Raw genomic sequence first — 23,748 nt, forward strand, 5'->3', positions numbered from 1 at the left:
CTCAATCAGTGCATTATCTCATATCTGCACTCATCTCTCAATCCGGAACAAACTGTTCGATTATCTCATAATCAACTACTCGCGTATCCAAAACAACTCCGAGTTGTAAGGTTAAGACTCTCGGTTCATTAGTATCAGTTAGCTCAATGTATCACTACACTTACACACCTGACCTATCTACGTCTTAGTCTCAAACGGACCTTACTGACTCTCATCAGGGAAAACTCATCTCGAGGCTAGTTTCGTACTTAGATGCTTTCAGCACTTATCTATTCCGCACGTAGCTACCGGGCAATGCAATTGGCATCACAACCCGAACACCAGCGGTGCGTTCACTTCGGTCCTCTCGTACTAGAAGCAAACCCTCTCAATTTTCCTACGCCCATGGCAGATAGGGACCGAACTGTCTCACGACGTTCTAAACCCAGCTCGCGTACCACTTTAAACGGCGAACAGCCGTACCCTTGGGACCTACTTCAGCCCCAGGATGTGATGAGCCGACATCGAGGTGCCAAACACCGCCGTCGATATGAACTCTTGGGCGGTATCAGCCTGTTATCCCCGGAGTACCTTTTATCCGTTGAGCGATGGCCCTTCCATTCAGAACCACCGGATCACTATGACCTACTTTCGTACCTGCTCGAGCCGTCACTCTCGCAGTCAAGCTAGCTTTTGCCATTGCACTAACCTCCTGATGTCCGACCAGGATTAGCTAACCTTCGTGCTCCTCCGTTACTCTTTGGGAGGAGACCGCCCCAGTCAAACTACCCACCAGACAGTGTCCCTTACCTCGATTCAGAAGTATAGGTTAGAACATCAAACATTAAAGGGTGGTATTTCAAGGTCGACTCCATGCATACTGGCGTACACACTTCTTAGTCTCCCACCTATCCTACACATTAAGGCTCAATGTTCACTGTCAAGCTATAGTAAAGGTTCACGGGGTCTTTCCGTCTTGCCACGGGTACACCGCATCTTCACGGCAATTTCAATTTCACTGAGTCTCGGGTGGAGACAGCCTGGCCATCATTACGCCATTCGTGCAGGTCGGAACTTACCCGACAAGGAATTTCGCTACCTTAGGACCGTTATAGTTACGGCCGCCGTTTACTGGGGCTTCGATCAAGAGCTTCTGCTTACGCATAACCCCATCAATTAACCTTCCAGCACCGGGCAGGCGTCACACCGTATACGTCCACTTTCGTGTTTGCACAGTGCTGTGTTTTTATTAAACAGTTGCAGCCAGCTGGTATCTTCGACTGAGTTCACCTCCGTCCGCGTGGGACTTCAATTACAATCAGCGTGCCTTCTCCCGAAGTTACGGCACCATTTTGCCTAGTTCCTTCACCCGAGTTCTCTCAAGCGCCTTAGTATTCTCTACCTGACCACCTGTGTCGGTTTCGGGTACGATTAACTATAACCTGAAGCTTAGAGGATTTTCCTGGAAGCAGGGCATCAATTACTTCACTACCTTAGTAGCTCGTCATCACGCCTCAGGGTCTCAGTGACCGGATTTGCCTAATCACACCCCTACACGCTTAACCCACCATCCAATAGGTGGTAAACCTAGCCTTCTTCGTCCCCCCATCGCAGTTATAGCCAGTACGGGAATATTAACCCGTTTCCCATCAGATACGCCCTTCGGCCTCTCCTTAGGGGTCGACTCACCCTGCCCCGATTAACGTTGGACAGGAACCCTTGGTCTTCCGGCGAGCGGGCTTTTCACCCGCTTTATCGTTACTTATGTCAGCATTCGCACTTCTGATACCTCCAGCATACCTCACAATACACCTTCAACGGCTTACAGAACGCTCCCCTACCCAACACACTTTCGTGCGCTGCCGCAGCTTCGGTGCATAGTTTTAGCCCCGTTACATCTTCCGCGCAGGCCGACTCGACTAGTGAGCTATTACGCTTTCTTTAAATGATGGCTGCTTCTAAGCCAACATCCTAGCTGTCTAAGCCTTCCCACTTCGTTTCCCACTTAACTATGACTTTGGGACCTTAGCTGGCGGTCTGGGTTGTTTCCCTCTTCACGACGAACGTTAGCACCCGCCGTGTGTCTCCCATGATTAAACTTGTCAGTATTCGTAGTTTGCATCGGGTTGGTAAGCCGGGATGGCCCCCTAGCCGAAACAGTGCTCTACCCCCAACAGTTACTCATGAGGCGCTACCTAAATAGCTTTCGGGGAGAACCAGCTATCTCCCGGTTTGATTGGCCTTTCACCCCCAGCCACAGGTCATCCGCTAATTTTTCAACATTAGTCGGTTCGGTCCTCCAGTTAGTGTTAACCAACCTTCAACCTGCCCATGGCTAGATCACCGGGTTTCGGGTCTATACCCTGCAACTTAACGCACAGTTAATACTCGGTTTCCCTTCGGCTCCCCTATTCGGTTAACCTCGCTACAGAATATAAGTCGCTGACCCATTATACAAAAGGTACGCAGTCACTATTACCCAACGGTAACAGCTCCCACTGATTGTACGTACACGGTTTCAGGGTCTATTTCACTCCCCTCCCGGGGTTCTTTTCGCCTTTCCCTCACGGTACTGGTTCACTATCGGTCAATCAGGAGTATTTAGCCTTGGAGGATGGTCCCCCCTTCTTCAGACAGGATATCACGTGTCCCGCCCTACTCTATAAGCTTCCACATCATGCATTTTCATGTACGGGACTTTCACCCTCTATCGTGCGACTTTCCAGACGCTTCCATTAATACATCATGCTACCCGCTTGGGCTTCTCCCCTTTCGCTCGCCGCTACTCAGGGAATCTCGGTTGATTTCTTTTCCTCGGGGTACTTAGATGTTTCAGTTCTCCCGGTTCGCCTCATCTGACTATGAATTCATCAGATGATAGTGCAGTCACCTGCACTGGGTTTCCCCATTCGGACATCAACGGTTATAGCGCCTTTTATCGACTTACCGTTGCTTTTCGCAGATTAACACGTCCTTCTTCGCCTCTGATTGCCTAGGCATCCACCGTGTACGCTTAATTTCTTAACCTTACAACTCACAGTTGTCTTGGTTTTCATTACGCTTTTTTCTCTTTCTTATGCCAAACCAACATATCTTCATACATCAGCTCAACATAAAAACGAGAACTCGTTTCTTTCAGCTTGTTCCTAATTGTTAAAGAGCTTTATACTTCTATTCACTTTACCATCTCACGACTTCAAGTAAATACAAACATAATTTTACTAAGAAGCAATTTCATCACATTTTATGGCGTCCCCTAGGGGATTCGAACCCCTGTTACCGCCGTGAAAGGGCGATGTCCTAGGCCTCTAGACGAAGGGGACTTAATTACTTCTTCTTTATAAACAAACAATCTGTGTGAACACTTACGAGCTCTTCGTAAGGAGGTGATCCAACCGCAGGTTCCCCTACGGTTACCTTGTTACGACTTCACCCCAGTCATGGACCACACCGTGGTAAACGCCCCCCGAAGGTTAAGCTATCTACTTCTGGTGCAACCCACTCCCATGGTGTGACGGGCGGTGTGTACAAGGCCCGGGAACGTATTCACCGTGACATTCTGATTCACGATTACTAGCGATTCCGACTTCATGGAGTCGAGTTGCAGACTCCAATCCGGACTTAGACGTACTTTATGAGGTCCGCTTGCTCTCGCGAGGTCGCCTCCCTTTGTATACGCCATTGTAGCACGTGTGTAGCCCTGGTCGTAAGGGCCATGATGACTTGACGTCGTCCCCACCTTCCTCCGCTTTATCAACGGCAGTCTCCTTTGAGTTCCCGGCCGAACCGATGGCAACAAAGGATAAGGGTTGCGCTCGTTGCGGGACTTAACCCAACATTTCACAACACGAGCTGACGACAGCCATGCAGCACCTGTCTCACAGTTCCCGAAGGCACTCTCGCATCTCTGCAAGATTCTGTGGATGTCAAGACCAGGTAAGGTTCTTCGCGTTGCATCGAATTAAACCACATGCTCCACCGCTTGTGCGGGCCCCCGTCAATTCATTTGAGTTTTAACCTTGCGGCCGTACTCCCCAGGCGGTCGATTTATCGCGTTAGCTTCGGAGCCCATCACTCTAGGCAACAAACTCCAAATCGACATCGTTTACAGCGTGGACTACCAGGGTATCTAATCCTGTTTGCTCCCCACGCTTTCGCATCTCAGCGTCAGTATCTGTCCAGAAGGCCGCCTTCGCCACCGGTATTCCTCCACATCTCTACGCATTTCACCGCTACACGTGGAATTCTACCTTCCTCTACAATACTCTAGTTAACCAGTTTTAAGTGCAATTCCTAGGTTGAGCCCAGGGCTTTCACACCTAACTTAATTATCCGCCTACATGCCCTTTACGCCCAGTCATTCCGATTAACGCTCGCACCCTCCGTATTACCGCGGCTGCTGGCACGGAGTTAGCCGGTGCTTCTTCTGTAATTAACGTCAATTGATGCACCTATTAGATACACCACCTTCCTCATTACCGAAAGTACTTTACAACCCGAAGGCCTTCTTCATACACGCGGCATGGCTGCATCAGGGTTCCCCCCATTGTGCAATATTCCCCACTGCTGCCTCCCGTAGGAGTCTGGACCGTGTCTCAGTTCCAGTGTGGCTGGTCATCCTCTCAGACCAGCTAGAGATCGTCGCCTTGGTAAGCCATTACCCTACCAACTAGCTAATCCCATATGGGTTCATCAAATGGCGCATGGCCCGAAGGTCCCATGCTTTGGTCTCTCAACTTTATGCGGTATTAGCAGTCGTTTCCAACTGTTGTCCCCCTCCATTCGGCAGATCCCCATACTTTACTCACCCGTCCGCCACTCGTCATCAAGTGCAAGCACTCATGTTACCGTTCGACTTGCATGTGTTAAGCCTGCCGCCAGCGTTCAATCTGAGCCATGATCAAACTCTTCAATTTAAAGTTTGATGCTCAATAACTGTCTCTGACATATTCAAATGAATCTTCAGTGTCACTTATCAAGACTTAATTTTTTAGTCCGTAGACTTTAATCTTTCGTCTCGCAAGTGCCCACACAGATTGTCTGTTTCTTCTTTTTAAAGAGCTGACAGCTTTTTAAGTTAACTAAATGTTTTGTTATTTAGTTTGCTGTCTCAAGGGCTGCGTATACTACGCTATACCTTCTTATTCGTCAAGATCTTTTTTCAAAATTTTTGACCTTGCTCACTCACACCTTTTTCGTCTGCTTGTCGCTGACGCCGTGTCAGTGGATGCGCATTATAGGCACTTTAAATTTTACTGCAAGTGTTTATTGCTATTTTTTTTCTGTTTGCATTTTTTTTGGTCTAAATGCATTCAAAGCATACTAAAACTAGACGTTTTATATCAAATTGCCGTTTTTATTTACTTGTATAAACTATATTGCCTATCACTAAAAGAATCAGTAATGATTAAATTAATATATAAAGTATGCAGCATTCATTCTAAATGCTGCATTCAAATAATCATTAATCTAAGATTCTGCTTTTATCTTTTTTGGTAAATCCGCTAAGCTGTCAATAACCCAATCAGCTTGAGCTAATGCTTCATCCGTAACTATATCCCCAGTCTTTACTAGTACTGTTTTTTTAACACTAGCACGTTTACCTGATAATAAGTCAGAAATTCTATCACCAACCATATATGAATTAGTGATATCTATGTTTAGCTCTTTAGCTGCAGTTTGGATCATACCCGGATTTGGTTTTCGACATTCACATGTATCTAATAAAGGATCATGCGGACAATAATAGATACCGTCTAAATCCACACCTCGATCTTGTAATGACCAATCCATCCATTCTGTCAGGACATTAAATTGTTTTTCTGTGAATTTATTTCTTGCAATCCCAGATTGGTTAGTTGTAATAACCAATAAAAAGCCCATTTTTTTCAACTCTTGCATTGCATCAATGACACCATCAATAAAATGAAATTTATCAATTGTATGTACATAATTATAATCGATATTAATGGTCCCATCTCGATCTAAAAAAATAGCTGGTTTCATGTTAATTTGTTTCCCTTTTGCTTAGATATTCCGCGAATTTGCATAGCATATTATTGATTGACTTAGATGTCTAGACGTCTTAATATTCACTTATTCACACATTGTCTTTATATATTATGATACAACTACAACATATTTCGAAAATATTTGAACATAATAATACGCCAATTCATGCATTAAAGGACATTACAATTCATGTACCCAAAGGCAAAATTTATGGTGTTATTGGTAAGTCTGGTGCAGGAAAAAGTACCCTTATTCGCTGTGTCAATCTTTTAGAAAGACCCACGAGTGGTAAAATATTTTTTGATAATCAAGAAATCACCCATTTATCAAATCGTAAACTTATAGAAGTACGTCGCAAAATTAGCATGATTTTTCAACATTTCAATCTGCTTTCTTCACGCACAGTCTTTGATAATATTGCATTTCCACTTGAGCTAAATAAAACACCTAAAGCTGTCATTAAACAAAAAGTAAGTGAACTTATTGATTTAGTTGGATTAACTGAAAAAGCCAATACCTATCCAGCTAATTTATCGGGTGGTCAAAAGCAACGTGTTGCTATAGCAAGAGCTTTAGCTAGTGATCCCAAAGTCTTATTATGTGATGAAGCAACCAGTGCACTCGACCCTGAAACAACGCGTTCTATTTTGGCATTATTAAAAGATATTAACCAAAAATTAGGTTTAACCATTTTATTAATTACCCATGAGATGGATGTTGTTAAACAAATTTGTGATCAAGTTGCCGTTATTAGTAATGGAGAATTAGTTGAGCAATCATCAGTGGGGGAAATGTTTTCACATGCAAAAACAGATATTGCGCGTCAATTTATTCAATCAACTTTACACCTTAATATTCCTGAAGATTATTTAGTAAAACTATCGTCTGAATATAAAGAAGGACTTAATCCTTTGGTTAGTTTTGAGTTTACCGGTGTTTCAGTTGATTTACCGTTATTATCACAAATTTCTAAAGAGTTTGATATTGATAGCAATATTATTAGTGCACAAATGGATTATGCAGGAGGTGTTAAATTCGGATTAATGTTAGCTGAAATAAGAGGAAACCCCAAAAGCACAGCATCAGCAATTCAGTTTTTAGAAAAAAATAACACTAAAGTAGAGGTGCTTGGCTATGTTTAATTTTATTCCATCATTTAAGCCTTTTGAGTCATTATTTAGATATTTAGCAGGACACGACTTTTGGGCAAATTTTGTAGCATTTTGTTCTTCATTTAATGGATTTAATGAAGCTATGCTATTCAAAATGGCACAAGCAACGGATGAAACATTATATATGGTTATCCTATCTGGTTTTTGGGGGACAGTAATAGGTTTACCCATTGGTATATTACTTTATACCACCCGTAAAGGACAAATTCTAGATTGTTATACAGCCAATAGCACGCTGTCATTTATTACTAACGTGTTTCGTTCCATACCTTTTATTATATTAATTGTTTGGATTATTCCATTTACTACAATTTTAATGGGAACTTTTATCGGTAAACAAGCTGCAGTGGTTCCATTAAGTATTGGTGTATCTCCATTAATTGCACGTATGATTGAAAATGCCTTATTGGATGTACCCAAAGGACTAATTGAGGCGGCTCGCTCAATGGGCGCAACTCCATTACAAATTATATATAAAGTTCTATTACCTGAATCATTACCGGTAATAGTCAACAGCATGACAATCACATTAATTACTCTTACTGGATATATTGCCATGGCTGGAGCCGTTGGTGCTGGAGGTTTAGGTCAACTTGCTATTCAATATGGTTATAATGGCTACAAGCCTGCTATAATGAATACGGTTTTAATTATATTAATTGTTATTGTTTTTATTATACAATTTATTGGTAATAGGATTGTCAAACGCGTTTCGCATCACTAATTTTGGAGGAATTTATGTCTATTAAAAAGCTAGCACTCATTACCACATTGGTAAGTTCATTTTTTTTAACTGGTTGTGATAATAATCAAACAACCGTTTCAGATAATAAATCAGAAGAACCGACTAAAGTTAGCATGGTTAAAGTAGGCGTTATTTCAGGTCCTGAACAAGAAGTTGCAGAAGTCGTTAAGCAACAAGCCAAAGATCTTTATAACCTAGATGTTGAACTTGTTATTTTTAATGATTATGTTACACCAAACCAAGCATTAAATGATGGCTTAATCGATATTAATGCTTTTCAACATAAACCTTATTTAGATGAACAAATAAAAGAACGCGGCTATAAACTAGCCGTTGTCGGTAACTCATTTGTTTACCCTATTGCTAGCTATTCCCATAAATTAAAACCAATTGATAACGCAACTGAAACAGGTGAAGGTATAAAAGTAACTTCACCTCGTGGCGAAACTTTCTTTATTGCCGCTAATTCAACTATTGCCATTCCAAATGATCCAACCAATTTAGGTCGTGCATTACTCTTATTACAACACGAAGGGATGATTACTGTTGATGAATCGAAAGGTTTACTACCAACCGTTCTTGATATCACAAGTAACCCTTATAATTACAAAATTGTTGAGCTAGAAGCACCAATGCTACCGCGTTCATTAGACGATGCACAAATTGATCTTGCTATTATCAATAATGCCTTTGCAGGACAAGCAAATTTAACGCCAAGCAAAGATGGTATATTTGTTGAAGATAAAGAATCACCTTATGTTAATATTATTGTAGCCCGAGAAGCTGACAAAGATAATGAGAACGTCAAAAACTTTGTTAAAGCCTATCAAACCGATGCGGTAGCACAAAAAGCTGATCAAATTTTCAATGGCGGTGCAATTCGCGGTTGGTAATAATTTATGAATTATCAACTATAAATATCTTTCCGCTGACCAATAAATCAGCGGAAAAATAATATAGAAAGAATCAATAAAACTATTTAAATTTTACCATTAATGAATAAAAATCTTAAATAATGACATATCAAATCAAACCTATCGGTATTATTCATTCCCCCTACAGCGAAAAATTTGCTGTCCCTCGACAACCCAATTTAGTTACCGCAGGTCAAGGCGAACTTCATCTATTAGCACCATATAATAATACTGTTAGTGTTAAAGGATTAGAACAATTTTCACATTTATGGCTATTATTTCAGTTTCATCATATTGAGCCAGAAAAGTGGCGTTTAACTGTGCGTCCACCTCGCTTGGGTGGAAATAAAACATTAGGTGTATTTGCTACCAGATCACCTTTTCGCCCCAATCATATTGGACTTTCAGCTGTCGAATTAAAAGATATTGTCATTAAAAATAAGCAAATTATTTTGAAATTAGGCAGTATTGATTTAGTTGATGGCACACCAATTATCGATATTAAACCTTACATACCCTATTGTGATAGTTACCCTACAGCTATTGCTGGTTATGCTCAATCAGAGCCTGAGAGAAAAATCACAGTTGAATTTTCACCGCAAGCACAATTGAGTCTAACTTCATACCTATCAACTTACCCACACCTTACAGAATTAATTACGCAGGTTATTTCTCAAGATCCAAGACCTGCATATAAACAAAATAATATTGAGCAACAAGAATATGGACTGACACTTTATCAATTTAATATAAAATGCAAAATCAGTAACCAACACGCAATTGTTGAAGATATCACTATAGATAAGAAGAAATAGTTAAAACTTGTCACTTTTTATTGATAAAGAACGAAGGTATCCGCTTTGAATAACTTTTAATAATTGGCGATAAATCTAATAACCTATTAAATAATAAGGTATTAACTGTTGTGAAAAAATTTTCAAATTAATAACTTGTTTTAAAATACTTAACTAAAAATTTATTTGTAAAGGAAATTTACAAAAATATCATCTAAATAAACAAAAAAGACTGGTATATTTACATAACTTTGATAAATTAAATACGGGTTTAATTTCCCTATATTTCCCTTAACCACTAAAATTTCATAAATTTTAGTGGTTCTTTTAAACGAAATATTAATGGTATTGAGGATTTTGTTTATTTCTCATTTGAGTAATATCAATCGTATCAAAGATGTAATGCTTTCCACAATAATCACAATGAATATCAATCTTTCCATCATCTTCATTTAGAATTTCATCAATTTCGTTAGCGGGTAAAGTCATTAAACTATCTTCACAACGTTGACGAGAGCATCCACATTTAAAAATAATATTATGAGTTTCAAAAAGCCTAACTTCTTCTTGATTGTAAAGACGATATAAAATTTCTTCAGTTGATAGCCCGAATAACTCGTCACTAGTAATTGTTTCAGTCAAAGCGCTAAGATGCTCAAATGAATCGGTTGCATTTTCATTACTAGGTAAAACTTGCAGTAAAATTCCTGAAGCCATTAACTTACCTTCAAATAAACCTATTTTAACAAACAACCTAGTTGGTAACTGTTCTGACTGTATAAAATAGTTTTCTATACAGCCTATTAATGAATCTTTTTCCAAACCAACTATGCCTTGATAGCGTTCGCCATTTTTGGGTGTAATTGTGATAACTATATAGCCATTACCTACCATATCTTTAAGTGAAGCATTATCAGCGATACTACTATTAATTCGAGCAACACCACGCAACTCTTGCTGATTATTACCATTAACTACAGCTAAAGAGAGTGGGCCATCACCCTGTAATTGTACAGCAATATCACCTTCAAATTTTAAAGTGGCAGTTAATAAGCTGGTTGCAACTAATAATTCGCCTAATAACTTTTGTACTGCTATTGGATAATTATGATTATCTAAAATGGCTTGGTATGTCTGTTCAAGACGGGTAATTTCACCGCGAATAGGATGATTATCAAATAAAAATCGATTTAGAGTATCCATATTAGTTGTTGTCACCTTTTTGTCTATCATATTTAAATTTAAGCAAATTTCGTCGCTCTTTTTTATCGGGTCTTCTATTAGGATGCGGCATAGTTAATGCATTAAGCTTGCGTGCTTCTGCCATTTTATCGCGCTTAGCAATACTATCGAGAGTTTCTCGATAAAGAAATTGGGCTTCAATGGCAGTTCTTCTTTGACTACTAATAGCCAAAATTTGAATCGTTTTTTGTTCAGAACCCTGACGAAGTGTCAACATTGCCCCAACTTCAACAATTTTACTTGGTTTAGCACGTTGCCCATTGTAATGAACTTTACCACCATCAATCATTTCTCTGGCTAGAGAACGGGTTTTATAAAATCTTGCAGCCCACAACCATTTATCTAATCTTACTAATTCCATCACTACCTCATATAATTTTATTATCAAAGCCAGTTTGATATTAAAATTGATGCAACCAATTAAATAGTTTGTTACAAATTATATAAGATTGCTTTTTTTAAAATCAATGTTGGGGGTTAACAATAAACTCATTGCCATTTGTAAAAAATATACCGGATAAACCAAATGGTGAAATATCACCATGTAAATCGGCATTATAATTGAAAGCGTTAGGAGGTTCTTTAACTAACTTCCATTCGTCAAGAAGTAAACTGCTTATACCGTATGCTGAGATGTGCAATGATAAAAACTCAGTTTGCAATGAATTAACTTTGGCAACAGCCTCAACCATTCCACCACTTACTAATGAACTAAAATTCAATAGGGTATTATACTGTGGATCAAATTTTACTACCAGATCAGGATAGTTAATATCGATCCCATTAATCGAACCTTTTTCAGCTTTTAAAAATAAAGTTCCAAAATATAAGCCCAATTTTTTATCTTTGACTAAAATTACATCGGAACCAGAAGCTTCGAAATTAATTAAAGTAAATGGATAAGTACGATTAGTATTAATTAACATGCTTGGTAACACTGTTAATTCATTGATTACAACTTGACTAAAGACGTCTGGCAATAAAAATTGTTCTAATTTTTCGGTTATTTTACAATCAACGCCCGCTAATAATAGCTTACTTAAATATAATGAGTTATTCTTCCATATACCCGAAAAATTCACATTGCCATTATTCCAAGTTGCCATTGCTTTTTGGATATCGACTTGTTGATCATTTAAAGCTAATTGAAGCAATACCGATGAAAACGTATTATTATGCCAGACAACGCTATCAGCATTAAAAACAATAGAACCATCCTCAACATGCCATCGATCATCATATCGTAGGTTAGCTGTTTCAAGATTACCTTTATCAATAATTAAAAAAGGCAACTGTATACTGCTTTCAAAAATAGACAACTGGCGAAGCGTTAATTTTGGTAATACAGATAAATATTTATCAAAATAATTATCATCCGTTGTTTGGAAATGAATATGGCTTACTTTCAATTGTTCAATATCTAAACTATTATCTGATAATATTTTTAATTTACTCACAAAAAAGCCTTTATCAAAATTCCCTCCTAAATTAGTGATAGAAGTAATATTATCGCGATGAAATCCTTGAATAAGAACTTTATTCATTGGTAGCTGGTTAAGGGAAACGTGTTGTGATGTTAGATCAAACTGATACTTTCCATCACCGGATGAATTAAATGGTTTAATACCGCCATTTAATTTTTGTAAAGATAAATTTATTTGCCCATTATTAAAGGAAGTATTAACAATAGAATCAACTAGTTTTAACGTATCTGCTGTAAAACTATCATGTTTAATATCTGGATTATAATTAATTACACCATTTATAACAGTAATATACTTAAAATGGTTCAATTGCCAAAGATTATTTTTATCTAATCCAATGACTAATTTAGGAATTCTAACTATTTCCTGTTTTTCATTACTAATAATTACATTATCAAATGATAATTCATATAAATTTGCAAATGAATGATGCATATTATCAATTGATATAGTGTAAGAGCTTAATTTTGATAATTGTTGACTGGCTATTTTTGCGCCAAAAGAAGTCTGTAGCAAAAAATAAGGTAAAAAAACAAAAAAACAAACAATTGTCGATAAAATAATTATAAAAAGTTTTAATCGTCGCATAAATAGACTAATCACTAAAATAAATTATTTAATAATTACATTACGATACCCCATTTTAATCAAAATAGCATCTGATTTCGATACAAATGATTTGTGATTGAGTCAGTTTTAAAGTTAATATATAAAAATAAGTGTATTTAAAATAAAAAATAAAATAAATAGCTTTTCTACTGTATATAAAGGTAGGTTTGTTATTTTTTATTTGTTAAAAAGTAAAACGGGAGAAACAGAGATGAAACAAATCCCAATGACGGTAAAGGGAGCCGAATTATTACGTGCGGAATTGGAAGAGCTGAAAAACGTTAAACGACCGCAAATTACAGCAGCCATTGCCGAAGCTAGAGCACACGGGGATTTAAAAGAAAATGCCGAATATCATGCAGCAAGAGAACAACAAGGTTTTTGCGAGGGGCGTATTCAAGAAATCGAAGGTAAATTATCACAAGCGCAAATTATCGACATTACTAAAGTGAAAAATACTGGAAGAATAATTTTCGGTGCAACGGTTACAGTAATAAATGTAGATACGGATGAAGAAACCACCTATCGAATCGTTGGTGATGATGAAGCTGATTATAGACAAAATCTTATTTCAGTTAACTCTCCAATTGCAAGAGGACTAATAGGCAAAGAAGATGGTGATACAGTTCAAATAAAAACACCTGGCGGTGATGTCGAATTCGATATTGTTAAAGTTGAATATATTTAAATTAAAAAATGTACAGGGCTTACACGCCCTGTTACAATTTCTATTTAGGTAATGAGATTTTCTTTTCTTCACTTGGCCTAAAAATAGTGAAAATCGATCCGACTTGTTGAACGGCTAGCGCATCTGTTTCGCGGATAATGGCTTCACAAATTAACTTTTTAGTTTCGCGATCTTCTGCAGATATTTTAATTTTAATTAATTCATGGAAATTCAGGGCATTTTCAATTTCGGCTAAAACGCCCTCGGTAAATCCATTAGCACCAATCATCACAATAGGTTTAAGGTGATGAGCTTCACTTTTTAAATACTGTTTTTGTTTATTCGATAAATTCATTAATTTTTTATCACATTAAGTTGTAATTTTGCTATTTTACCCTTATATATATGAGTAATCAATTGAAGTAACTATCTTATACTAAGGATTTATTATCTGTGAGTAACAAAAAACGCTCAGCAAGTTCAACGCGTTGGCTCAATGAACATTTTAATGACCGCTTTGTGCAACAGGCACAAAAAAAAGGACTACGCTCAAGAGCATGGTTTAAATTAGAAGAAATTCAAAAAAGTGATAAATTATTCAAACCTGGTATTACTGTAGTTGATTTAGGTGCAGCACCTGGTGGTTGGTCACAATATGTTGCCTCATTGATTGGTAATAAAGGGCGTATTATTGCATGTGATTTACTTCCTATGGATCCTATCGTTGGCGTTGATTTTTTACAGGGTGATTTTAGAGATGAACTCGTGTTGAAAGCATTATTAGAACGAGTTGGAGAAGAAAAAGTCCAAGTTGTTATGTCTGATATGGCTCCAAATATGAGTGGGCAACCGGCTGTTGATATACCTAGAGCAATGTACTTAGTTGAACTTGCACTTGATATGTGTAGAGATGTACTTGCACATAATGGCAATTTCATCGTAAAAGTCTTTCAAGGAGAAGGGTTTGAAGAGTATTTAAAACAAGTACGCTCTATGTTTAAAACAGTCAAAATTCGTAAACCTGAAGCCTCTCGTGCAAGATCTCGAGAAGTTTATATTGTTGCAATGGGTATGAAGTAGCCAGTTTAATAAATTTGTAGTACCATACTTCGTTAATTTTGGTCGTAACTATTATTTTTATGAGAGGTTTTTCTTTTGAACGACATGGTAAAGAATTTACTGATTTGGGGAGTAATTGCTATAGTGTTAATCGCTGTATTTAACCAATTTAGCGCTATATCTAATGGGCTCCCTCAAGTTAATTATACTCAATTTAATTCTGATATTGCCAACAAAAAGCTCAAAGAAGTGCATATCAATGGACGTGAGATTACTGCTACAACCAACGGTAATGAAAATTATGTTACCTATATCCCTTATTATGATGACAAATTAATGGATGATTTGGTGCTCAATAAAGTTGCAGTTTATGGCCAACCTGATGAAAGACCAAGTTTATTAGCCAATATATTAATTTCTTGGTTTCCAATGGCAGTATTTATTGGTCTTTGGTTCTTTGTCATGCGCCAAATGAATGGGGGCGGTAAAGGCGGGCCAATGGCGATCGGCAAAAGTAAAGCCCGCATGCTAACACCCGATCAAGTCAAAACCAAATTCACTGATGTTGCTGGCAGCGAAGAAGCTAAGCAAGAGGTAACTGAAGTAGTTGATTTCTTACGTGATCCTGGTAAATATCAAAAATTAGGGGGGCGAATTCCAAAAGGAATTTTAATGGTTGGTCCTCCAGGTACCGGTAAAACCCTACTGGCAAAAGCGATAGCTGGCGAAGCCAATGTACCATTCTTCAGTATTTCAGGTTCTGATTTTGTTGAAATGTTTGTCGGTGTAGGGGCATCCCGTGTAAGAGATCTCTTTGATCAAGCACGTAAACACGCTCCTTGTATTATTTTTATCGACGAAATCGATGCCGTTGGACGCAAACGTGGTGCAGGTTCAATGGGTGGCCACGATGAACGAGAACAAACATTAAACCAAATGTTGGTTGAAATGGATGGGTTTGAAACCAATAGTGGTATTATCATTATCGCTGCAACTAACCGTGTGGATATACTCGATCCAGCTTTACTCCGTCCTGGTCGTTTTGACCGACAAGTACAAATTGGTTTACCTGACATGAAAGGACGCGAACAAATTTTAGCCGTACATGTGCGTAAAATTCCACTAGGGCCTGATGTTGATTTATCGGTATTAGCGCGAGGTACACCAGGTTATTCAGGTGCAGAACTAGCCAATTTAGTTAATGAAGCTGCTTTATTTGCTGCTCGACGTAATAAACGTCTTGTCACCATGGATGAATTTGAAGAAGCCAAAGACAAAATCAATATGGGTACAGAAAGACGTTCATTAACTATGACCCAAGAACAACTTGTCTCAACGGCTTATCACGAAGCTGGACATGCGATTATTGGCTATTTAATGCCTGATCACGATCCAATCCACAAAGTGACCATAATTCCTCGTGGACGCGCCTTAGGTGTGACTTTCTTTTTACCAGAAGGTGACAGAGTAAGTGAAAGTCGAGAAAAATTAGAGGGCGATATTGCAACACTTTATGGTGGTCGACTTGCAGAAGAGTTAATCTATGGTACAGATAAAGTATCGACAGGCGCATCAAATGATATTAAAGTTGCAACTCAGTATGCGAGGGCAATGGTAACACAATGGGGCTTTTCTGAGCGTTTAGGACCATTATTTTATGAAATGGATGAAAATTCAGCCTATGGGCGTCCTAAAGATATTTCAGATGAAACAGCTCGAATCATTGATGAAGAAGTCAAAGCGATAATCGATCGTAATTACCAACGAGCTCGTCAAATATTAACTGATAATATTGATGTACTTCATGCAATGAAAGATGCATTAATGAAATATGAAACTATTGGTTCAAAACAAGTTGCAGATTTAATTGCACGCCGTCCAGTTTCTGTCCCAGATGATTGGACAGAAAGTGATGAAAAAGCAGCAAATAAAATTCCAAATGAGGGTAGTACAACTCCACCTCAACCAGAAAGTTAATTTGCCCATAAGATATAAATATAACGCGCTACGGCGCGTTTTTCATAGTTAAAAATTTTATAACGCGATAGGTTAAAAAATAATCATCAAAATTCAATTAAATAAGGCACAATTATGGAAATTCGATTTAAAAATCAGATAATGGACCTTTCATTTCCACAAGTAATGGGTATTGTTAATATGACACCCGATTCATTTTCTGATGGAGGCAATTACAATAATCTTGATGATGCTATGCGCCGAGTTGACAGTATGATTCAATCGGGTGCAACATTCATTGATGTAGGTGGTGAATCAACTCGTCCAGGTGCGGCTGAAGTATCGGTTGAAGAAGAGTTGGATCGTGTTATACCTTTGGTTGAAAAAATTGCACGTTATTTCGATGTTTGGATTTCAGTCGATACCTCTAAACCACAAGTAATGACTGAGTCAGCAAAAGCCGGTGCTCACTTAATTAATGATATTCGAGCACTAACCGAGCCTGGTGCCATTGAAGCCGCAGCAAAGACACAATTACCGGTTTGTATTATGCATATGCAAGGTGATCCAAAAACCATGCAAAATGCGCCACATTATCAGCAAGACATATATCAAGAAGTGGATCAATTTTTTACTCAACATATTAACCGTTGTGTAAATGCTGGAATAGAGCGTGAAAAAATCATACTCGATCCGGGATTTGGTTTTGGTAAAACTCTACAACACAACTATCGATTATTAGCTAAATTAAACAACTTTCACCATTTTGGATTACCGTTATTAGTCGGTATGTCCCGGAAATCAATGATAGGACAAGTCTTAAATGTTGCCCCTCAAGAACGTATGATTGGTAGTGTATCTTGTGCCGTAATTGCAGCTATGCAAGGAGCACAAATTATTCGTGTTCATGATGTTAAAGAAACTTTTGATGCACTGCGAATTGTGCAAGCGACCTTAGCTGAACAAGATTAAATTAAAACCGGAATGAATTGAAAAGTAAATAATATTACCTATTGGTATCTTTTTTTTAATTTCCATCAAGTTCGATAAATTAAAATTTTATTGTTATATCATAATAGTTTTGATGATTAACTATACTCAAGTTTAGAATGGCTAATATTATTCAATCTAAAATATTTATTCCTATATTAGGATTTGTTCATACTACTTATTCTATCTGCCAATATTGTATATCATTTGAATCAAAATTATTGAAAAAGAAACAGGATTGAAATTAATTCTGGTCTTTTTAATAAACAAATCAATAAACAATGAAAAAATAATTAGATAAATGACGTTAGATAGATATCATTACTTTCACTAACTTCTTATCTTATTGGAATTATTTATTTTACTACTCATTTTGAAGTAAAAATCGATAACAACATTACTTTTAATAAATATTTATGCCGCAAATATCCCAATAAATACAACCAAACCGACATAATTATTATTCATAAAAGCTTTAAAACAATTTGTTCTGTCACGATCTTTAATTAACCATTGTTGATAAATAAACAGCAATACCGTCAATAATAGACAAAAATAATAAAAAGCAGATAACTGATTGATTTTACCAATAGCCAATAAGCTAATAAGCATAATTGCCTGTAGCATTCCAATAATTATCTTGTCATAGTGACCAAATAAAATGGCGGTCGACTTAATGCCAATTTTTACATCGTCATTACGATCAACCATGGCATACTCCGTATCATAAGCAACTGTCCAACAAATATTTGCAACACAAAGTAACCAACACGTTAATGGGAATTGTTCTACTGTTGCTGCATATGCCATCGGAATGCTCCAACTAAAGGCGACACCTAAGATAACTTGAGGAAAATGGGTGTAACGTTTCATAAAAGGATAAACCATTGCCGTTAACAATGCTAAGCAAGCTATAAACCATGACAGTTTGTTTAAGATTAACAAAAGAGCTAATGCCACAACTAACAGTATTAATAGCGTCCACAATGCATTTTTTTCAGTTAATGCCCCGCGTGCCAATGGACGATCCTTAGTACGATCAACATGACCATCCAAATGCCTATCAGCGTAATCATTCACAACACATCCAGCTGAACGCATGACCAGTACCCCTAAAGTAAATACAACAATGATATAAACTGGAGGATAATGGGTCGCAAGCCAAATAGCCCAAAATGTTGGCCATAATAATAACAATGAGCCAATTGGACGATCGAGTCGCATTAGTTGTAAATAAGCTAGCATAAATAGAGTTTATCCTGATAAATTATTGGAGAATTATACCGTTTATCCTAAAAGCTGCAATGCTAGGTATAAGGTATAAAAATATCTGTATGAACAAGAATTTAATTTTTTAAATAGTTATAACAGATCTAATTCAATATTGGTTAATAATATCTGTAAATACTGTTCCGTAATCACAGCTAAAGCTTGGTAAAAAAAACTAATTTCATTGTGTTTTAAGCGATTTAAATAGGTCGAACTCCAAATTGATAGATGATCAGTAATGAGTTGCTTTGCTGCCACTAATTGTTTTTTTTCTGCTAATAGAGCAAAAGCCATTAGCATTAACCCAAACTGATCCTCTGGTTCATTCATACCACTATTAAGCATTAAACCATTTTGTTGTAAAAATTGACGGTAACGCTCTTGGGATTCTCCCATTAATAACTTTTCTTGATCAAGATATACCGAACCCCAAGGAGGAACAGGCATACTACCTTGCCCTTCAAATAACAATGAAAACTGAAAATCAAGATCAGGGTTTTGTATTTGATCGGCTAATATTTGGCACTGCTTATTAATTAATTTATTATCTGTCCAGCTTGCTAACTCATCGATATGCAGTAGCCCATCAATCAATGGTTTAACTGTTTCGCTATTGGGTGAATAATAGAAAAATGCACCCAATAATTTTGCTAATGTGACTGAAGTTAAGTTATCCAAATTACTTAATCTCTTATTTATATATTATCGCTAATTAGTAATATTTACGATTATTATAACGGTATCGTCCATAAATTATAAAAGGCAATGCGTCCACAAAGTTCAGCTACTAAAGTGCATACAAAACCAAGCAAATAAATCATCGTTATTTTTTTGCTAAGCCAACTATTTAAGGCAATCAAAATCAATGCTACCAGCAATAACCCACACTGTATTGCAACCCAATGATACTGATCATAAGCCAACTGGGGAGCGATTTCGATCATTAAGTTAATATAGGGGAACTTTAATAACAGTATCAATAAAGCACCAATAAAAAAGGCAATACTACCCGTTCGATAGAATCCTAACATTGCAACCATAACCCCACCCAATACTAACATTGCCGTGTACATTTGAATTGCCGTGTAGTAAGTACCCCAAGTTTTAACCGTCGGCAACATGTAAGTTAATACAATTGTCCACACAAAAACTAAACTTAAGATCACCAACAATAGAGCAAGCATTTTACCGATATGTGGAATTTGATTAATGCGCTGGCATAAAGTGTTAATAAACCCCCATCGATTTGAATTGTTAAGGTGCGAAAAGTAAGCAAGTATGACACAACCAAATGTCACACCAAATAATACCCCAAAGGTAAAAATCTCATTACTCATTGGTGAACGGCCAATACCGAAAATCACATTCAAAGCACGGAAAGGTTTACCTAAGTGAAATGAAGCCAGTAACATACCTAATGCCATGAAAATCAAAGCAACCAAATTAATTTTTTCGATAATCAGCGTATTATGAGTTGATCGATTAAATAAATAATTTAGACTGCCTAAAAGCACCATCCCCGCAGATAGTTGCCCAAATACAGTAAAAAATACCAGTGGTAATTCATGCATTTTAGACCTCCTCCGGATTAAGAACTTTACCAAGTGTATCACCGGATGCTTTGGCCTGTGCATGTGGTTTTATAACAATATTGGGTTTAGTCAATTGTGAATTTGGTAATGGTGCAATATTGCGTTCATCACCATATTGCTCACGTAACTTACCAATCTCATCAAAATCTAAAGCGTGTTGCGGGCATGATTCCACACATACAGGCTTTAATCCTTCCGCTACACGCTCATAACATCCATCACATTTAGACATAACTTTTTTTTGCTGATCATATTGTGGCGCACCATAAGGACAACGCATTTCGCAGTATCGACAACCAATACAAACATCTTGATTCACCACAACTAAGCCATCTTGCTCACGTTTATGCATTGCACCAGTTGGACATCCTTGAACACAAGTCGGTTGATCACAGTGGTTGCAAGAAATCGACAAATAGTAAGTAAAAGTATTATTTAGCCAAAGACCATCAATTTGTTGCCAATCACCGCCACCATATTCATAAACACGACGAAAATGGATACCTAAAGAATTATCTTTCTCATCTTTGCAACTCAATTGGCAAGTTTTACAGCCGGTACATTTAGAAGAGTTAATATAGAATCCATATTGCATTTTTATCATCTCCCTTTAATTACGATGCCGTTGACATAGCTGACAATGGTTTAATTTCAACCAAATTAGTATGTTGTGGATTCGATTTAGCCAGAACGGATGGGCGCATTGAAGTTAGGCGATTGACACAACCACCAATATCAATCCCTGCTGCATTAGTTTTTGCCCACAAACCTTGAGGAATTGCAATAACACCTGGCAATATACGTGGTGTAACTTTAGCAGGTATATATAATCGACCACGGTCGTTATAAACCTCAACTAACTGTCCATGCTTAATTTGTCTTGGCTCTGCATCAAATGGATTAATCCAGATACTGCTCGCCACAGCTTCTCGTAATTGTGGTAGATTACTGTAACTTGAATGACAATGACCTTTAATATGAAAACCAATTAATTGTAATGGATATTTTTGTTTCTGTTGTTTATCTTCACTGCCTTCAATAGCAGGTAAATAAGCTGGAATAGGATAAAGTTTATCATCTTCATCAAACTCCCATTCATTGGCAATTTTAGCCAATGCTTCAGAATAAAGTTCAATTTTTCCTGATGGCGTATTTAATCGATTTTTAAGAGGATCATCTCTGAAAGTTTGTAAAGCGATATGGTTATCACTATTAGCTAACTTACGATCAATGACTCCCATACCATCAGTTTCATCAAAGCTTGGTAAATTAGGCTCTTGTTTGCGGAGTTTTTCATAGCAATACTCTATCCACTCATCTTGAGTGCGACCTTGCGTGAATTTATCTTTTACCCCCATCTTTTCAGATAAATCAGTTAACACATCGTATGACGAACGATTTTCCCAAAGAGGCTTAATTGCTCGTTGCATACGAATAATATAATGATAAGCACCTGATGCATAAGAATTGTTAATCAGATCATTACTTTCTACTGATGATACATCTGGTAATAATAAATCGGCATATTTAGCCGACGCGGTCATATGCGTGTCCCAAACTAAAATAAATTCGCATTTTGATTCATCTTGTAAAATTTGGTGAGTTCGATTGAGATCAGCATGCTGATTACCAATAACATTACTTGCATAACTCCAGATAAATTTAATACCAACATCTAATTTATCTTTACCTTTTATATAAGAATTTTTGGCAGTCATGCTAAATGGTTCATCAATGGCTTTAGTCCATAAAAAGAATGGAATACTGGTTTTAATTGGATTAACTAGACTTAAACTTGGAACGGAATAAGTCATACTGCCACCCCAAGTTCCTATATTGGTTCCACGCTTACCAAACTGACCTGTGATGATTGGTAATATCATGATCGCTCTTGTGGTATGTTCGCCATTTTGCCAACGTTGTGGCCCCCAACCTTGGGAAATCCATGCAGCCTTAGCATTGACAATATCGATCGCTAATTTTCGAATTTGATTTGCTGGAATACCAGTTTTTTGAGCTGCCCATTCAGGTGTTTTCGGAGTTCTATCATCCCCCAAACCAAGAATATAAGATTTAAAATCGCTAAAAGGAGGTGCTGTATCAGGCAATGAGTCAGCATTCCAACCCACGCAGTATTGATTGAGCATGTCATCATCAATCCGATCTTCTTCAAGTAAAGCATATCCAATTGCGGCAACTAAAGCGGCATCAGTACCGGGAATGATGGGGATCCATTCAGCATCATAACCAACCACGCTTTCACTACGTCGAGGATCGATAATGATGACTCTTGCCTTACTTTGTGATAAAGCATTAAATAACTCCGTAACTTGTCCACCACCCGACATTCGAGTTTCGGCAATATTTTGACCAAACATCACAACCAAATCAGAATGTTTTATTTGGTCTAACAAAGATTCTTTGGCATTACCATAAATATAAGGTTGAATCGCTGTTATTTGCCCACTTGAATAATCACCATGATAATTCAAAAAACCACCAATCGTATTTAAAAACCGCTTACAAGCATTACGTCCGGGGATATTTGCGCCAGTGGTACCTGTACCATATTGATAATAAATAGCCTCATTACCATACTTATCAATAGTATATTTGAGTTTATCAGCTAATAAATTAATCGCCTCTTCCCATGAAATTCGCTTAAATTTACCTTCACCCCGTTTACCAACTCTCAGCATTGGATATTTTAAACGATCAGGATCATAAGTTCGCCAGCGGACAGACCGTCCACGCAAACAAGGGCGAATTTGATGCAGTCCAAAAACAGGATCGTTAATACCATCTTCAGCAGAAATTTTAGTAATGATATCGTTTTTAACATGAACTTTTAATGGGCAACGGCTTCCACAGTTGACTAAACAGGCGCTATAAAAGATTTTTTCTTGGTTAGTAGGATTAGGAATTTCATTACTACTGGTATTTTTATCCGATTCCGCATAAGCAAAAGGCATTTGCATGTTACTTGTTAATGCTGCAATACTCCCGATTGCTATCGATTTTTGTAAAAAATCACGTCGACTAATTTTATTGTTTTTTGGCTTGCTCATTGCATTCCCTTACTTTTTATATGGGATTTATTTATCATATTACTATTGATGAAATATTAAAACTAAAAAAGCAGTATAAAGCATGATTAATTTCAAATAAATTAACTAAATAATAATTATTATCAACTAATGGACTATCTTAAAACGCTATTTGTATTTCATTATAAATTTAATATCATGCATCTTAAAGAAAGAT

Annotated in this window: 18 protein-coding genes, 1 tRNA gene and 2 rRNA genes; 8 read left to right on the forward strand and 13 right to left on the reverse strand. The window is 37.3% G+C overall.

The genetic code is table 11. The features are described 5' to 3' along the window. Window positions 1–107: 107 nt before the first annotated feature. From A9G17_RS13420 to gmhB, 4 genes are all read right to left on the reverse strand, one after another. Window positions 108–3,006, reverse strand: a 23S ribosomal RNA gene (locus A9G17_RS13420). Between the two features lie 220 nt (window positions 3,007–3,226). Next, window positions 3,227–3,302: transfer RNA gene (locus A9G17_RS06065), tRNA-Glu, on the reverse strand. Between the two features lie 56 nt (window positions 3,303–3,358). Further along, window positions 3,359–4,895 (reverse strand): 16S ribosomal RNA (locus A9G17_RS13425). Together the 16S and 23S rRNA genes with 1 tRNA gene alongside form the textbook arrangement of a ribosomal RNA operon. A 553-nt stretch (window positions 4,896–5,448) precedes the next feature. Continuing rightward, window positions 5,449–5,985, reverse strand: coding sequence for a D-glycero-beta-D-manno-heptose 1,7-bisphosphate 7-phosphatase (gene gmhB, locus A9G17_RS06075; RefSeq protein ID WP_065737940.1), 537 nt, complete (start codon window positions 5,983–5,985; stop codon window positions 5,449–5,451). A 116-nt stretch (window positions 5,986–6,101) separates the two neighbouring features. Here gmhB and metN point away from each other — a divergent pair, with 116 nt between their 5' ends. The 4 genes from metN to tsaA all read left to right on the forward strand — a co-directional run bounded on the left by metN (window position 6,102) and on the right by tsaA (window position 9,637). Next, entirely contained in the window at window positions 6,102–7,133 is a 1,032-nt protein-coding gene (gene metN / locus A9G17_RS06080) for a methionine ABC transporter ATP-binding protein MetN (RefSeq protein WP_065737941.1), read from the forward strand. A 112-nt stretch (window positions 7,134–7,245) separates the two neighbouring features. Next, complete coding sequence (locus A9G17_RS06085) at window positions 7,246–7,887, forward strand: methionine ABC transporter permease (protein WP_065739106.1); 642 nt, start codon at window positions 7,246–7,248, stop codon at window positions 7,885–7,887. 14 nt (window positions 7,888–7,901) lie between these two features. After that, entirely contained in the window at window positions 7,902–8,801 is a 900-nt protein-coding gene (gene metQ / locus A9G17_RS06090) for a methionine ABC transporter substrate-binding lipoprotein MetQ (protein WP_065737942.1), read from the forward strand. 119 nt (window positions 8,802–8,920) lie between these two features. Next, the gene (gene tsaA, locus A9G17_RS06095; protein WP_442903432.1) at window positions 8,921–9,637 is read left to right on the forward strand and encodes a tRNA (N6-threonylcarbamoyladenosine(37)-N6)-methyltransferase TrmO; all 717 of its coding nucleotides are present in this window, start codon (window positions 8,921–8,923) and stop codon (window positions 9,635–9,637) included. 318 nt (window positions 9,638–9,955) lie between these two features. Here tsaA and hslO read toward each other — a convergent pair whose 3' ends face one another. From hslO to A9G17_RS06110, 3 genes are all read right to left on the reverse strand, one after another. Then, a complete protein-coding gene (gene hslO, locus A9G17_RS06100; RefSeq protein ID WP_218059766.1) occupies window positions 9,956–10,819 on the reverse strand; it encodes an Hsp33 family molecular chaperone HslO in 864 nt (287 codons plus the stop codon). A gap of 1 nt (window position 10,820) precedes the next feature. Beyond that, the gene (hslR, locus tag A9G17_RS06105; protein WP_065737945.1) at window positions 10,821–11,219 is read right to left on the reverse strand and encodes a ribosome-associated heat shock protein Hsp15; all 399 of its coding nucleotides are present in this window, start codon (window positions 11,217–11,219) and stop codon (window positions 10,821–10,823) included. 103 nt (window positions 11,220–11,322) lie between these two features. Then, window positions 11,323–12,930: a hypothetical protein gene (locus tag A9G17_RS06110; RefSeq protein WP_065737946.1), complete on the reverse strand. Its 1,608-nt coding sequence runs from the start codon at window positions 12,928–12,930 to the stop codon at window positions 11,323–11,325. A gap of 232 nt (window positions 12,931–13,162) precedes the next feature. On the opposite strand from A9G17_RS06110, the gene greA reads away from it, so the two are divergent. Next, the gene (greA, locus tag A9G17_RS06115; protein WP_065559646.1) at window positions 13,163–13,639 is read left to right on the forward strand and encodes a transcription elongation factor GreA; all 477 of its coding nucleotides are present in this window, start codon (window positions 13,163–13,165) and stop codon (window positions 13,637–13,639) included. Window positions 13,640–13,679: 40 nt separating this feature from the next. Here the strand turns inward: greA and yhbY are convergent, their stop codons facing one another. Further along, on the reverse strand, window positions 13,680–13,973 hold the full coding sequence (gene yhbY, locus A9G17_RS06120) for a ribosome assembly RNA-binding protein YhbY (RefSeq protein ID WP_065737947.1): 294 nt from the start codon (window positions 13,971–13,973) through the stop codon (window positions 13,680–13,682). Between the two features lie 98 nt (window positions 13,974–14,071). Here yhbY and rlmE point away from each other — a divergent pair, with 98 nt between their 5' ends. The 3 genes from rlmE (at window position 14,072) to folP (ending at window position 17,605) form a co-directional block, all read left to right on the forward strand. Next, window positions 14,072–14,698, forward strand: coding sequence for a 23S rRNA (uridine(2552)-2'-O)-methyltransferase RlmE (gene rlmE / locus A9G17_RS06125; protein ID WP_065737948.1), 627 nt, complete (start codon window positions 14,072–14,074; stop codon window positions 14,696–14,698). 75 nt (window positions 14,699–14,773) lie between these two features. Further along, a complete protein-coding gene (ftsH, locus tag A9G17_RS06130; protein ID WP_218059767.1) occupies window positions 14,774–16,654 on the forward strand; it encodes an ATP-dependent zinc metalloprotease FtsH in 1,881 nt (626 codons plus the stop codon). Between the two features lie 114 nt (window positions 16,655–16,768). Then, complete coding sequence (gene folP, locus A9G17_RS06135; protein ID WP_065737950.1) at window positions 16,769–17,605, forward strand: dihydropteroate synthase; 837 nt, start codon at window positions 16,769–16,771, stop codon at window positions 17,603–17,605. A 432-nt stretch (window positions 17,606–18,037) separates the two neighbouring features. On the opposite strand, the gene ubiA is transcribed toward folP, so the two are convergent. The 5 genes from ubiA to A9G17_RS06160 form a co-directional block, all read right to left on the reverse strand. Beyond that, window positions 18,038–18,868, reverse strand: coding sequence for a 4-hydroxybenzoate octaprenyltransferase (ubiA, locus tag A9G17_RS06140; RefSeq protein WP_065737951.1), 831 nt, complete (start codon window positions 18,866–18,868; stop codon window positions 18,038–18,040). Window positions 18,869–18,985: 117 nt separating this feature from the next. Beyond that, the gene (locus A9G17_RS06145; protein WP_065737952.1) at window positions 18,986–19,570 is read right to left on the reverse strand and encodes a TorD/DmsD family molecular chaperone; all 585 of its coding nucleotides are present in this window, start codon (window positions 19,568–19,570) and stop codon (window positions 18,986–18,988) included. Between the two features lie 53 nt (window positions 19,571–19,623). Next, window positions 19,624–20,463, reverse strand: coding sequence for a dimethyl sulfoxide reductase anchor subunit family protein (locus A9G17_RS06150; protein WP_065737953.1), 840 nt, complete (start codon window positions 20,461–20,463; stop codon window positions 19,624–19,626). A 1-nt stretch (window position 20,464) separates the two neighbouring features. Further along, on the reverse strand, window positions 20,465–21,079 hold the full coding sequence (locus A9G17_RS06155; RefSeq protein ID WP_065737954.1) for a DMSO/selenate family reductase complex B subunit: 615 nt from the start codon (window positions 21,077–21,079) through the stop codon (window positions 20,465–20,467). Window positions 21,080–21,098: 19 nt separating this feature from the next. Continuing rightward, window positions 21,099–23,552: a DMSO/selenate family reductase complex A subunit gene (locus tag A9G17_RS06160; RefSeq protein ID WP_065737955.1), complete on the reverse strand. Its 2,454-nt coding sequence runs from the start codon at window positions 23,550–23,552 to the stop codon at window positions 21,099–21,101. Window positions 23,553–23,748: the final 196 nt, after the last annotated feature.

This window comes from Gilliamella sp. wkB7, assembly GCF_001693435.1.
In the GTDB taxonomy this organism is placed as follows: Bacteria; Pseudomonadota; Gammaproteobacteria; order Enterobacterales; family Orbaceae; genus Gilliamella; species Gilliamella apicola_N.